Source organism: Streptomyces antnestii, assembly GCF_004005495.1.
Taxonomy (GTDB): Bacteria; Actinomycetota; Actinomycetes; order Streptomycetales; family Streptomycetaceae; genus Streptomyces; species Streptomyces antnestii.
Map to the genome: position 1 here is coordinate 19,534 of NZ_RZYA01000028.1, position 14,137 is coordinate 33,670.

General features: G+C 67.2%; 9 protein-coding genes and 1 pseudogene. 6 read left to right on the plus strand and 4 right to left on the minus strand.

The window, feature by feature from the left end; genetic code table 11:
* Positions 1–101: 101 nt before the first annotated feature.
* Positions 102–2,039 (minus strand): SEL1-like repeat protein, encoded by a 1,938-nt coding sequence (locus tag EOT10_RS36845; protein WP_127832761.1) that lies wholly within the window; start codon positions 2,037–2,039, stop codon positions 102–104.
* A 602-nt stretch (positions 2,040–2,641) separates the two neighbouring features.
* Entirely contained in the window at positions 2,642–2,884 is a 243-nt protein-coding gene (locus EOT10_RS36850; protein WP_127832762.1) for a hypothetical protein, read from the minus strand.
* A 127-nt stretch (positions 2,885–3,011) separates the two neighbouring features.
* Between EOT10_RS36850 and EOT10_RS42720 the strand changes: the two genes are divergently transcribed.
* The 4 genes from EOT10_RS42720 to EOT10_RS36865 all read left to right on the plus strand — a co-directional run bounded on the left by EOT10_RS42720 (position 3,012) and on the right by EOT10_RS36865 (position 5,761).
* Entirely contained in the window at positions 3,012–3,146 is a 135-nt protein-coding gene (locus EOT10_RS42720; protein ID WP_262985466.1) for a hypothetical protein, read from the plus strand.
* Positions 3,147–3,822: 676 nt separating this feature from the next.
* Positions 3,823–4,041, plus strand: coding sequence for a hypothetical protein (locus EOT10_RS36855; RefSeq protein ID WP_127832763.1), 219 nt, complete (start codon positions 3,823–3,825; stop codon positions 4,039–4,041).
* Between the two features lie 68 nt (positions 4,042–4,109).
* Entirely contained in the window at positions 4,110–4,922 is an 813-nt protein-coding gene (locus EOT10_RS36860; protein WP_223281417.1) for a sigma-70 RNA polymerase sigma factor region 4 domain-containing protein, read from the plus strand.
* Entirely contained in the window at positions 4,919–5,761 is an 843-nt protein-coding gene (locus tag EOT10_RS36865) for a hypothetical protein (RefSeq protein WP_189492571.1), read from the plus strand. Before EOT10_RS36860 ends, EOT10_RS36865 begins: the two co-directional genes overlap by 4 nt.
* A gap of 544 nt (positions 5,762–6,305) precedes the next feature.
* Here EOT10_RS36865 and EOT10_RS42325 read toward each other — a convergent pair.
* On the minus strand, positions 6,306–6,638 hold the full coding sequence (locus EOT10_RS42325; protein ID WP_223281430.1) for a hypothetical protein: 333 nt from the start codon (positions 6,636–6,638) through the stop codon (positions 6,306–6,308).
* A gap of 73 nt (positions 6,639–6,711) precedes the next feature.
* Positions 6,712–6,945: pseudogene (locus tag EOT10_RS42330) on the minus strand (protein kinase domain-containing protein); the annotation flags it as partial.
* Between the two features lie 1,182 nt (positions 6,946–8,127).
* Here EOT10_RS42330 and EOT10_RS36875 point away from each other — a divergent pair.
* Together EOT10_RS36875 and EOT10_RS36880 are read left to right on the plus strand one after the other, a co-directional pair.
* Positions 8,128–11,349, plus strand: a complete 3,222-nt coding sequence (locus EOT10_RS36875) for a helicase-related protein (protein ID WP_127832765.1) — start codon at positions 8,128–8,130, stop codon at positions 11,347–11,349.
* Positions 11,346–14,135, plus strand: a complete 2,790-nt coding sequence (locus EOT10_RS36880) for a DUF1156 domain-containing protein (RefSeq protein ID WP_127832766.1) — start codon at positions 11,346–11,348, stop codon at positions 14,133–14,135. The genes EOT10_RS36875 and EOT10_RS36880 overlap by 4 nt, the downstream gene beginning before the upstream one ends.
* Positions 14,136–14,137: the final 2 nt, after the last annotated feature.

The window sequence follows — 14,137 nt, forward strand, 5'->3', positions numbered from 1 at the left end:
CCTTCGGCCTCCAACCACACCGTCAGACGATGAGTGTCTGTTCAGGCCCGCTTTCCAGTCGAGCGTGATAGCGATGGGACGTCTGACGACGAAGCACCCACCTACGCTGTGGGTGTGGACGGGGAGGGGCTGCCGTCTGGTTCGATGCCGTGCGGCCACAGCTTTTCCCACAGCGGCTCGATGCGATGGCTGTGGAAGCGGTGGGCGTCGCCGCGGTCGAGTGCCTCGCGGGCGGTGCGTGCTGCCCCGTCGGTGTCGTAGGCCTCGTGTTGGAGGCGGGCGATGTTTGCCAGGGCTTCCGGATGTTCGAACTCGGCAGCTACTTCCCACAGATCGAGGGCGCGTTCTTTGTTTCCGGCTGCTTCGCGGCGTACGGCGAGTTCGGCGAGTGTGCCCGTGAGCCCGTACTCGGCGGCGGCGCGCGCGTAGTGCTCAGCGTGTTCGTAGAGATCAGCCTCTTCGCGCATCATGGCCAGGCGGCCCAGGCAGTAGGTGGCACCGTTGGCCGCGGCACGGTGAGCCAGATCGGATGCCTCGGCAGTCAGTCCGGCTCGTTCGTGCTGCAGGGCGATGTCGGCGAGAGCGTCCGGCTGGCAGCAGAAGGCGGCCTCAAGGGCAAGGGTTGCAGCCTGTTCGTAGTCGTCTGTCTCGGCGGCCGCGAAGGCGAGGTCAGCCAGGGCACGGCAGGTGGGATGGTCTGCCGGCCAGATGTCAGACTCGTCCGGCCAGTCGGATGCATAGGACTGACCCTCAACAGGGAGAGCGGGCTCCTGCCGGGGGAGCGCTCTGGCACGCTCGGCAAGCAGCCGGGAGTAGCGCAACCGCCACCGGGCCTCGGCGGCTGTTGCCAGTGCGAAGACGTCGGCGGGTCCTGGCAGGTGGTGTAGGGCCGCGTTCCAGAAGGACGCCGGTGGGCACAGGTCACGGCGCGTCCTACGGCCGTGCTGCTCCATGTAGTCGGCGAGCCGGAAGTAACTGTCCACGGGAGTGCTCCCTGGTGTGCGGCGTGCCCGCTGAAGGAGTCTCGCGTCACCATGGACCGGGCGTTCGGCGTAGACGAGGGCTTGCTGGAGCCAGTCGTCGTCCAAGGACTCGAAGACGGATCCTGGCAGATAGCCGGTGGCTGCTTCCTCGAGGAACGACACGGGGAGGTCCACTCCGCACCCCAGACGCCGGGCGTCCATGGCGGCGTTGAGAACGGCCCGGGCGGCTGGGCCGGCATGCTCGTAGCGTTCCAGCAGCGCCGGAACACCGGCGAGGAACTGTGTGATCCGGCGGTCGGCTGCTCCGGCGAGTGCCTGCGCGAGGCGCGCGTCCAAGCGGGCGGCGCTGCGAACGGCTACGAGGTCCCCGTCGGTGAAGGCGTCCGGCACGTGTACCTGCCGACCAGCGAGCAGTGGCCGAATCTGCGCATGCGGGTCTTCGCCGGAGGAGGGAAGGGACGTCAGCTGGTCCCGATGCACCGGCCATAAGGTGCCCAGTACCAGGATGGGGGCACGCCGAGTGTCGGCCAGCAGGGTACGCAGGGCGGCGGCGATCTGCTCGCCGACCTGAGCATGGGCCAAGTAGTGCTGCGCCTCGTTGAGCCAGACCACGGTCCGCGGCCTCACTGAGGCCAGGCCGGCCAGGGCGGCGTCGGCACGCGTGGGGTCGAAGGGATGCCATAACCGCCACTCCTCGGCGGCCAGGACCTGAATCGCTTCCCAGCACGCACGGGTCTTGCCGGTGGAGGATTCCCCCACCAGCACACACAGTTGGCTCCTGCCGCCACGAGCGGCGTCGACGATGCGCTGCAGATGGGCGTCGTGCTCGCGCGGCACATAGACCGGCAGAATCGCTTCCGTGGGAGCGAGATGGATCGCGTGATGCACTTCCAGGTCGAGTGGATGGCAGGCGTTGATAGGGCGAGTGACCGGCTCGTCGCTACCGGGCTGAGCGGCGGACGGAACCACATAGACATGCGTGATGGCGTTGCTGTCGCCGGTGATGACCGCGCCGACATCCCCGCCCGCGGCCACTGAGTGCTTGCCCGCCTGCACCTGACTGCCAGGAGCCAGGGGAGGGTTGCCGTCGTCGCCCGGGAGGCGGTCCCGGCGGGACCACACCGGCGGTGGACTCACGCCTGATTCCCGTCCCCGGTGATGACCTCATCGACATCTCCAGCAGCAGCGATGCTGCCCGCCCCCGAGGCGCGCACGCTGTCGGCGGAGGGCGCTGCACGGCGAGGTGCCGACGCGGACGCAGCCACCTCGTTGCGATCGCCGACGACGACGCGCCCCACGTGGCCGCCCGACGCCACACCGCCGGCATGAGCCTCAACCGAAATCGACCGACGGCCGGAACCGGCGAGTCCCCATAGCGATAGCGACAGGCCCGCAAGCCCAGCTATAGCCCCCAGCACGCTGCCCAGCCGGTCCGCAGCCGCTAGATCCATGAAGACGGCCACTGCCACCAGACACACAGCCGCTGCGCCACACACAGATGCACACGCAATAAGCGTGTATCTCCTCCACTCCTGCATCCAACCATCAAACCTCTGATCGAAGATTGATGTGGAGGAAACCCTGTATCCAAGACCGCCTATGTCAGCGGGAGTTGGCCATAGCGTGCCACGGCTGCTGCCCGTCGGCCGGCGGAAGTGCTACGCCGATACAACGCTGTACATCCGAGCGCTCCCTGCCAGGGGAATGTTGTCCGGCTTGAGGTCGCGGTGGACGGTGTCGCCGTCCAGACTGTTGAGCGCGACGGCGATGTCCAACAGCACCGAGACCACATCATCGAGGGGCAACGTGCCGCCGCAGGCCTTGAGGTGCTGACGCAGAGACATGACCGCACGAGGCATGACCATGGCCCACCGGCCCCCGTGCTCGCCGCTGTCGATCACAGGAACCACGTTATGGGTACCCCCGTCGAGGAAAGGTCAACTCAAGTTCTGCCCCTGAACTTTGGGCAACAGCTTCATGCTCGTGCGCGGAACCGTGGAAGCACGCGGACCGCAGTGCCATCAGAAAGTGTCTGTCCAGCCGTTGAACCGGCGCGTCATCTTCGTCACCCTCGAGGACGGAGCCGGGCTCGTCGACCTGGCCTTGGAGGCGCGCACCCCGGCGACCAGCACGTTCTGCCCGGGGTGCATGCGCTGCAGGTGAGCGGCGTCGGTGCACGAGCGAGGACTGGAACAGATGGCGAGCTCAAGCGGTCAGCGCATCACCGCTGGGTCGTGGAGGTCGCCGCTGGGACCGCGCGGCACGCGGTAGTCACTATGACTCGCGTGCACTGAGGGCCGGTGACGGATAAGGCCCGCCGTTCCTCAGGGCCTGCTCGCCACAACACCTCTTGAGTGTGCTGAGTCCATGGACGATGCGGGTTTTGGGGGAGTGCTTCTGCGGCCTGCCCGGCAATGTCAGTGCTCTGGGCTAGCTTCGTGGAGCCCCGCTCTCGCCTGGCCTCCATCAGCGGCCAGGCGAGAGCGGCGTGCTCGCTCCCAACTTCTCGGCACGGGAGCGGGCCCTTCCGGACGGAAGGCCGACACCAATGGCGTCCGCTTCCATTGACGGGGGTGCGCGGCCTGATTGCAAGGAAAATCGGGAACTTCCACTCGGGCGCGCCGACTGGCCCCTGGATCCGGTCATCGGCGATCGATTGTCGGCAGTGACGCGCTACTCATTGTTCCGTGATTCCATGATCACGTGGCGTAACAACTCCCCATCGTTCCATGCTGGTTGCCCTCTCCGGGAGACGGCCGGCACCCGCCCTCCGGAGAGTCCCCGCGGCGTCCGGACGGGCCGCGGGGCCACAGGCAGCCGACACAACGGAGTGATCGGAATGGAACGTAAACAGATGGGGCTCATCGTGGCCACCACAGGGGTTCTCACCTGGAGCATCGCCTTGGTGGCCCTCGGGGAGGTTGCGGCGATCGCAACCCTGGCCCCCGCCCTCGGCCTGACGGTGCAGCAGATCATGCATGCCTCCCGCACAGACAGCGCCTCCGGACCGGGGCACCGCAGCGCGCCCCTCCCGGACAAGGAGGGCAAGGCCCCGTGACTTCCATGGACTCGCCCGGTTTTGGGAGACCACGCCCGGGACGCAAGCTCGGGCCCATCGCAGACAGCGTGGGCAGCGCCCACCGCGCCTGGCTCGAGCCCGTACGTGAGACCTACCTGCGCAGCGGACTGACCTTGAACGACCTCAGCGGCCGAGCTCGTGTGGCCAAGTCCAAAATCTCCGAACTCCTGCGCGGCACAGGCCTGTACCCGCGCTGGGAGATCGTCCTGAGCCTGGGCACCGAGCTCAAGCTCCCGGACTGGCCGCTGCACTCCTTGTGGCGCCAAGCCGCCCTGGAGGCCCACAAGAGCAGGGAGTGGGTCGAGGGCTGCAGCGAGAAGACACTCACCACCTCGGCCGCCCCGCCGCTGGAACACTGCGCCTTCAGCGAGCTGGTCGAAGACCGCTACAGGCGTTACGCCCAGTGCTTCCTCGAGGACATTCCGCGCGACATCGCCGTGTCGAACTCCTTCGACATTCTGTGGCTTCGCTGGAACGACGCGCTCGCCAGCCCCGACCATCGGCGGTTCGCCTGGGAGGTCCTGCGGGCCACCGTCATGTCCCGCACCCCCCACCTGGACGGCCGGCCCGAACTCGGCTCGGCAGCCTTCGACACCGTCGCCCTCAGCTCCATGACCACCCAGATCGACCGCATGAACCAGTTCACCGAAAGCCTGGAGCTGTTCAAGGCCATCAGCCGCCTGCCCGACCACCAGCTCGACGTCACAGTGCTTCGCTCCCTTTGCGGGTTCACGCAACGGGGTGCGTCCGCCCTCCTGGGCGTCTCGATGGCGTCGGTGCGCTCCGACGAACGCCACGCCCGCCGGTTCCTGGAGAGCCTCATCTACCCGCCACCCAAAACCGAAGGGAACACCGCATGACCCGCATCGACGAAATCCTCTCCAGGGCCCTGCTCGTCCCCGAGCGCACCGTGCCCCGCGACATCGTCCCGCCCCGGCACCCAGACCCCCACTCAGGCGACACCAGCACCGCACCGAACGCGGCCGCCGAAGACCTCCGCGCCCTGTGCGAAACCGTCGTCACCCATACCCCCGCCACCGACGTCGCCGACTTCGTCACCGAACAGGTCCCCCAACCCCGCAGCGCCCTCGTCCTGGCTTGCGTCCTGCAGCTCACCGAAACCAGCGAAGGCGCCCGCTTCTGGTGGGAGTACGCCGCAGGAGCCGGCCAACCCGCCGCCGCCTACTGCCTCTACCTCCACCACCTCGCCCTGGGCGAGAGCGAAACAGCCAACTGGTGGCACAGCCAGACCAACGACGTCCAGCCCCCACCACAAGACGCCGAGCAGGAAGAACCGATCCCCACACCCGGGACGGAATGGCACCCGGCAACCCACCCAGTCACCCAGATGCCCACCACCACAATCCTGCGCCTGCTGCGCCACCTTGCCCGGGACAGCGAACGCACTCACTCCGCTGCAGTCAACGAACTCATGGACTACATCCCCACCGCCGTCGCCGTCGGCTACCTACGCGAGCCCGACCTCGACCTCCCCATGCCTGGCCCCCACTTCGCCGACGACATCAGCGCCTTGCTCGATACCGCCGCGAAGCCGTCCGACGCCCCCAGCACCTTGCCAGCACGCACGGATCCCGACGCACGAGCACACGCCGTCAACACGCAAGTCTCGCCGCGCCCGGATTCCAGAAGTCCCCGACCGTCCCTTCATCCCGAGCGGGGAGAATCCGCCAGTCGGTGAATGCCATTGAAGGGGCGCACAGCCCCGTGCTTTCTCAGCGATCTGGAGACGGACCTGAGTAACGGCGGCCAGGTTCTGCCGAAGCGCCGCGGTTAGCCCGCCCACCCTGGGCCCAACCCTGGCCAGCAGGACCAGCAGCCTCGTTAGCCGGGGCAGGTCGTCGAGGCTGCCGGCCCGTTCAGCGGGGGTGCGGGGACGGGGTGCGCCGCACCACGCTGGCCTAGGGCGTGTTTCGAAAGTCCCGCCTGCCCCGCGGCGTCTGGCACGCACGCTCGCGGCGTTGCCGAAACGTCCGAGTGGCTCCGCCACTAGGACGCTCCGGCGCCTTGCGATCGCACGCACCAGATGCCGCGGGGCCCGCCCTCCGGGCGGACGACGCTACTTTCGAAACACGCCCTAGGTGAAAGGACCTCGAGCAGCTGCCTGTCAGCTTGGCCAATCCCGGTCCACCTGTCCGCCACGACACGCACCTCCTCGCTCCAGCGGGAGCCCAGCGCCGCGGAGATCGGCTCATCAGGCGCAGGCTGAGCCTTCTGGAGTCGGGCTATGTCCGGGCGGCGCGGACGAGTCGGTCGTACTCCAGGTTGGAGCGGCTCATGGCCTCGATGGAAAGAGCCAGGGCGCCTGCCCAGTTCTGCAATGTCCGCACAGAGGCCACGTCCGACCGCTGGCTGGGACGCTGCCGCTTCGGCTGCGGCTTCGTGGGATGCGGTCTCGGATCTGCTCGGCCGACGCCGGAAGTTTCCCGGTTCGGGAGGTTGCCGGGGGCAGCCGCCGGCTTCGGCATCTCCTTCGTGGCGATGCGCCAACTTGATAGTTTCTCCAGGGCGGCAAGGGCGTCCAGCCGCTCGTCGGGGACCTGCAGGCCGGAGATCACCGTCCGAGGCCGTCGGCGAGGTTCTCTTGAACGGGGGGACGCCCTCGATGGCCTGATAGAGGGTGACGCCGAGCGCGAACAGGTCGCTCGCGGGCCTGGCCTCCTCGCTGTTGATGCGTTCGGGTGCGAGGTACTCCGGAGTTCCAATGACGCTGCCCACGGTGGTGAGGCGGGTGTCGTCCTGGTGGGCCGCGATCCCGAAGTCGGTCAGCAGGATCCGGCCGTCCTCAGCCATCATGATGTTCGCTGGCTTCACATCCCGATGAACGACCCCGGCCTTGTGCGCTGCATCCAGGGCCTTCAGCATGGCTTCCGCGAGATCGGCGACCGTCTATGGCGCCAGCGTGAGGTCGGCGAGTATCTGCTGGGCTGTTGCAGGGGAAATCAGCATGGCTGAGGGGCCTTTCTCTTGTAGGGCGGGCTGATGCGACATCGGATCCGATGGGTGTCGAAGACAGCCACGGAGTCGGCACCGGGGCCGGTAGTGATGTGGGGGCGGGTGGCAAGCGCCGGCTGGCGGCCAGCTGTGTGCTGGTCAGCAGTGCTGCCCGGACCGGCGCCGGTCTGCCTGCGTGCTTGAGTGGTCGGGGCAGTCGAAGAGGGTGTCCTGGACGGGGTGTTGGTGGCGTGGCCGGGGGAGCGGGGCCCGCGGTGGTGGTGGGCAAGGTTCGACGGGTGTGGAGTCCCGGACCGTGTTGGCCACAGCCGTGCCGGTCAGGACCTGGTCGCAGGCAGCCCTCAGGTCGGGCAGGGGCAGACGCGCCCCGAGCACATCAGGGAGACCCTGGTCGGCCGCCCCTATCCGCCTCCGGCCGAACGCACCCGCTCGCTGGCCGCTCTCGTAGCCGCGCGCCTGGACCAACTCGGACGCCTCGCAGCGACCGCGGACCAGGCCCGCGCTGGCTGGCGAACCCGCCGGGCGGCATCCTCACGAGGCGGAGGTGATCGCGGCGAATCCCGAGTGCCCGGGCCAGGACGGCATGTGAGGACGCCCGGTATCCGCACCCGGTGAGCGGTATGGCCAGTGCCGCCGAGGGGCCGAATCTGCGGGCAGAACTCGAGGAAGCGTCGCTCCTGCGTCTCTTGCCGGAACGGCATGCCAGACATGCCGATGAGGCCACACCAGGATCATCGCCGGCCACGAGGGTTGGAAGCCGCCTTTAGTTGGGGACGTCGCCGTGCCGACGCAGGCGCGCGGTGCAGTCTGACCATGAGGCTAGTGGATCACATTTTGATCACATAGCCTTCACATTATCTTCGCTATGTGAATGATGATTCACACGGCCGCTCACCAGCGAAGCTCTACCTCTGGGGGTGCCTCAGTGACGTGCCTGAGGGTGGCGATCCAGAGGTCATTTGGTAACCAACTCTCGTATAAACACGTACAGTTCGGCACGATTCGCTGTGGTGTTCGGGGGGTACTGGGCGCCGCAAGGGACTTTTAGGGGCGTGGTCCGGTGGGCGCTGTCAGTTGCAGGCGGGGTTGGGTATGAGTGCGCAGGACTCGGACGATTTACCGTCCCCTGGTAGTCAACTCTTCATCGACGGCGGGATGGTCACCGTCGTCGCAGCTACCGGTGCTGGCGATGGAGTTGACTTTGTCGTGCGCCGCAGCGACGGCACGCTCACCGACGTTGCGCTGAGCCTTGCTGAACTGCATGCGGCTGTCGTGCCCGTCAACGACGCTGATGGTGATCCTGCCCGGGCGCTCAGCGCACTGTGGGGCCGATGGATGCAGTATGCCGTCCCCCGCATCCGGTCTGCTGTCCTTGCCACGCGCCCGCTGCGGCCGTATGCGCACCAGGACGAGGCCGTGTTCAGCCACATGCTGGCCCAGCCACGCCTGCGGTTCCTGCTCGCCGACGAACCAGGCACTGGCAAGACGATCATGACGGGTATGTACATCGCCGAGGGCACGAGGCGGGGTCTGATACCTGGCAGAACGGTGATCATTGTTCCCGCGCACCTCGTGGAAAAGTGGAAGCGGGACTTACGCCGTTACTTCGCGATCGAGGCGGCCACAGTCACTCCTGACGTCGCCAGAGACCCTCGCGACCTCGATCCGCGGGTCAGTGTGTGGGTCGTGAGCGTGGACCTGTACACCTACAACCCGGACGTTCGGCGCAAGATCTCCGGGGCCCGGGCATCGTGGTCGCTCACAGTCTTCGATGAGGCGCACCGACTGACGCCCACGTCCCAGTACCTCGGCGCTGCGCGGGAGGTGGCGAACCGTACCCACCACTTCCTGCTGCTCACCGCCACACCTCACCGGGGCAAGGAGCACTACTTCCGCGGCCTGCTCAGTCTCCTCGACCCCACGCTGTACCCCTGGGACCCGCGGCAGACCGAGTACGACAACGCCCTGAGGCCCTCGACTCTGTCCTTCCTACGGAGGATGAAGGAGGAGCTGAAAGACTTCGACGGAAATGATCTCTTCCCGCCTCGGTACGCCGAGACGGTGTCCATCGACCTCAGCGGCCCGGAACTCGCCGCCTACACCGCAGTGATGGACTACGTCGACACGTACTACGGCGAGAATGCAACCCTGGCCCGCTCGATCTACGGCAAGAGGGCCGCCTCTGCACTGCTGGCCGCCGCCGCCACGATCTCGCGACGGCACGAGGCCCTCAAGGGCCCAGCGTCCAGCCGGGTCGACCGCCCCATACCTGACGAGTTCACTCAAGGCGACGGGTCAGTCAACCTTGCCGTAGAGGACGACGAGGCATGGGAGCGCGCCGAGGGCATCGTCGTCAACGCCCGCAGCCGCAGCAAGAGCGAAGAGCTCACGGCGATCGACGGAGTCATCGCAACCATAAAACTGGCCACGACCGCCGGCCCTTCCACGAAGTGGCTACGCACCCAGAAGCTCCTCACCCAGCACGGCATCACGCCGGGGCAGGGCCAGCTGCTCATCTTCACCGAGTTCGCCGACACCGCCCGCTGGCTCGCCGGCCAGTTCGCCCACGCCGGGTACAGCGTCGACACCCTCGAAGGCGCAGTAAAGCACCGTGATCGCGACCAGCTCCAACAACGGTTCCTCGCCGGCGAGTTCCAGATCCTCGTCTCCACCGATGCCGGCGGCGAAGGCATCGACCTGCAGTCCGCCCACGTCATGATCAACTGGGACATTCCGTGGTCCCTGGTCCGCCTCGAACAGCGCATGGGCCGATTGCACCGGATCGGCCAGACCAAGCCGGTGCACATCTACCACCTCGTTGCGCCCGATACCCGCGAGGGCCGAGTCCAAGAGGTCATGCTCGGCAACCTGGAGGCAGCCGGAGAGGCGCTCGACGGACGCATCTTCGACCTGCTCGACGCGACCGCCGCCCGTACTGACTTCGACTACACCCGCGCGCTCATCGATGCCCAAGCCGGTCAAGCCGTCACGGTTCCCGATACAGCCGAGTTGATGTCCAAGGCACAGGAGTTGGTCAGCGACGAGGACCGGCTCCACACGCCCGCCAACACCGAGGCCGCGCTCGACCGATTCCGTAGCGACCGTCTCGAAGCGATCAACCCCGTCATCGTTGACGGCTTCGTCGACCAACTCGCCCGTGCCGAGCAGTGGCGCCTGGGCCCGGGGCCGGCCAAGGGCATCCGCCGTGTCACCTCGAATCGGCTGCTACCGCCCACACTCGGCGGAGAGCACGAGGCGCTGCTCGCTGCAGACGGCGCCTTTGTTCGGCAGGCGATCAACGACGGCTCCCAGGGGCTGGACGACGTCATCGTGCTTGGCCCTACCGAGGAGCCGTTCGCCGAACTGACCGACCTCGCGCTGCGTAACGGCGAGAGCGAACTCGTCCGAGGCACAGTCCTCAGCGACCCCGCGTCGCTCACGAACTACACCGTCCTGGTCTACGACGCCGAAGTCGAGGTACACGACGGCATCCGACGCCAGCGACGCAAGTCCCCGGTCCTCATCCGCTACTCCGGCGCCGGAGCATTCGAGAGCGCCTGGGAGTCCCTCATGCTGCTCAGGCCAACCGGTGCCAGCCATAGCGCCCCGCCCCTGTCCCCGGCCCTGCGGCACGACAGCGCACTGGAAGCCCGCGCGGCGCTCACGCGTGAAGTCGCCCGCGCCCGCGCGGAGCGGGAGGCGTGGGTCGACAAGGCACGCCAGCAGCTTGACCAGGTCGAATACCGCTACATGGACGAGCTTGAGGACCTGCCCGCCACCGAACGGCGTGAGCGGATGTCCCGCTTCGAGGAGCTCAAGCAACACCGTCTCGCCCAGCTCGAAGACATCAGCAAGGTCGGGCAGAGCGCTCCCCGCTTGGCCGGTTGGGCACACGTCGTCGGCGAAGCTCGCGCAGACCAACTCGGCTACGACCCGGACAGTGAAGCGGTCGCGGTGGCCACCGTGCTGACCGAGCTGGACCGGCTCGGTTTCGACGTGGACGACCGCCAGACCGCCGGCGTGGGCTATGACCTGCTCGCCCGACACCGCACGACCCGAGAACAACGCCTCGTTGAAGTCAAGGGCTTCCACGCGGGCTTGGAGCCGGTGTGGCTGGAGCAGCACGAGTGGGCTCAGGCGCAGCAGCGCGGCCAGGACTACTGGCTCTACGTCGTCGCAAACTGCGCCACATCCCCGACAGTCCTCGTTCGCGCCCAGGACCCGGCCAAGCTCCTAGCTACCGGGCCTCGGCGCATTGAGCGGTTCCAGATCAAGGTTGCCGACCTGCGTCGGCTGATGGGAGAGCAGCGGTGACCACCACCACTCAGGCGCCGACGATAGACACGAGAACCACTGCGGACACGGCCAGTGACGTGCACAGCCGCCTCATTGATCACTGGTTCCCGTGTTCCTCAGTCGATGCCGCCGTTGGCACCCCGGCCGGATCCGGCCGCAGCGAAAAGGCACTCTTCACCTGGTTCGCCTCTCGCCCTATCGCCCAAGCGCGCGCCGCTGTGTTGGCGGCGCTACTGCCTAACCAAGCGATACACCACAATGATGTGCGTCTTGCGATCGAGCGCGGGGACTTGGGCGCGCAGCAGCGTCTCCGTCAGGCGATCGCCGCTCAATATCCGGCGGGTCGCCCCGTCGTTCTCGACATGTTTAGCGGTCGCGGCATCATTCCACTCGAAGCCGCCCGCCTTGGCGTGACCGCTGTAGGCACGGACCTCAGCCCGGTCGCCACTCTGGCTGGTCGTTTGCTGGCCGACTACACGCTGCGCGATTGGTCTGCGGAGCCGGATCTTCCATTCGGGCGTCCTTCAACGGATGAGGGCCTCTTCGACGAAGCCGAGCCTCGCCTGCTTAATGATGTACGCCTGGTTCTGGCTGAGGTCGGGTCTCGCGTCGCGGCGGCGACATCTCCGCTTTACCCGCGTAGCAGCACCGGCGCGTTTCCTTGGGCTTTCGTGTGGGCGGTCACTATCCCGTGCGACCACTGCAAGCGCCGTTTCCCCCTGGTTGGCTCTCTCGTCCTCCGACACCCGTATACGCGCACGGCGGATGACGGGCAGTCGCTGCGACTGGTCACGGACAAGGACACGTGGCGGACTGAGGTCATCGACGGGCCGCCGACCCAGGAGCCGACCTTCGCCGCTGCTTCTGGCAAGAAGGGGAAGAGCGCGCGGTGTCCGTTCCCCACATGCGGGCACGTGCACACACTCGAGTCCGTGAAGAGCATGGGGCACGCGGGTCAGTACCGCGACGCTTTGCTAGCCGTAGGCGAGGAGTTTCAGGGATCCCGCAAGGTTTTCAGGGTGCCGACCGAGCAGGAGGTCAACGTAGCGACATCGGTTGACCTGTCCTCACTGCCGTCGCTGGCTGGCCTTTGCGCCGTACCGGATGAGCTCATACCTGCGGGGAACCAGGACACCGTGAGGGCGAGTGGGTACGGCTACCGCACTTACGGAGACCTCATGAACGCACGGCAGACGACCAAGTTCGTCGCAACTGCCCGTGCCATTCAGGAGATTGCTGCTGAGTGTGTCGCGGCCGGTGTCAGCACCGGGTACGCCACGGCGCTGGCCGGGTACGCAGCCGCGAACCTACCTCGCCAGCTGCGCCGGGCTACCCGTGGCGCCAAGCTCCTCAGTCACGGCAACCCGAACGGCACAGCTCAGAACCGTGTGCAGGTCGCTGATGTCTTCTCCGACGAGAGCAAGGTCTCGTTCAACTTCGATTACGTCGAGGCGGGGCCGGGGAACGGCCCGGGCACGTGGTCCAGCGTTAGCGAGAGCGGCATCAACGCTCTTAAGAAAGTCCTTGGTGAGTCGCCCGCCGGTCGCCCTGGGAGGTTCCGGCGAGCCTCTGCGGTCGCCCTGCCCTTCCGGGACGGATCCGTGGACGCCGTCATCACTGACCCGCCCTACTACAACATGATCGACTACGCCGACGCGTCGGACCTCTTCTACGTCTGGCTTCGCCGCACGCTTCGCGAACTGATGCCCGACTTGTTCGACCAGACCGGACGCGACGGCCTGCAGGACAAGACCGACGAGATCATTGTCAAGCGCGGCAACGCCCCAGGCGAACATCGCACGCGCGACTTCTACGAGCAGATGCTCAGCCGCGCTTTCGGCGAGGCACGGCGCGTGCTGCGCGCGGACGGCCACCTCGTCGTCGTGTTCGGACACACCGACCCTGACGCGTGGCGACGGCTGGTCGGTGCCCTGCACGATGCCGGCTTCGTCGTCACCAGCTCCTGGCCGTCGAGGACCGAGACGGCCTCGACCGGTGTGGCGAGCATCAAGGTCACAGTCACGATCGGCTGCCGCGTCGCCACAGCGAACCGGCCGGTCGCCACCGCCACTCAGGTCGACCGTGAGGTCGCCGAGCGGGTCAAGACGGCCGCGCGAGAGTGGGACCGAGACGGCTTGGCCCTGACTGATCAGCTCATGGCTGCCATCGGGCCGGCCATGGAGGTCTACGGCCGCTACGCCAAGATCCTCAAGCCCGACGGCACCCAGGCCGAGTTCGACCGCTACCTCACCCTGGCGCGCACCGCAGTCCGCGATGCCACGGCGCTCAAGCTGGACGAGCTGCCGCTTGAGACGTTCGACGCGCCGACCCGCTTCGCCGTCTTCTGGCAGCGGCTCTTTGCGCGCTCGGACGTTCCCAAGGGCGAGGCTCGCTTCCTCGCGCAGGCGGACAACCTGCGCCTGGAGGATCTGCGGGGCGCACTCCTCACCGAGAGCAAGAGCGGCTACAAGCTGCGAATCGACGCCCCAAGCACAGTCAGCGACAAGTCCTCGACATTCGAAGTGGTCCGGGCCATGGCCGCCGCCTGGGACCAAGGCGCCACCGAATCAGTCGCCGCTGTCGTCGCCCAGTCCGACCGGCAGCCCACTGACGCGCACCTGTGGGCCGTCGTCGGCGAGATCCTCTCGCAGCTGCCGCCCAGCGACACAGTGGCCAAGGCTCTCACCGCAGTTCAGCGCAACGCCGGCACCATCACCAACCTCACCCACCGCGTCGCCACCGAACTCGCCGAAAGCGAGCGCGACAACCAGCCCACCCTGCCCTTCGCCACCAAGGAGTCCTGAGC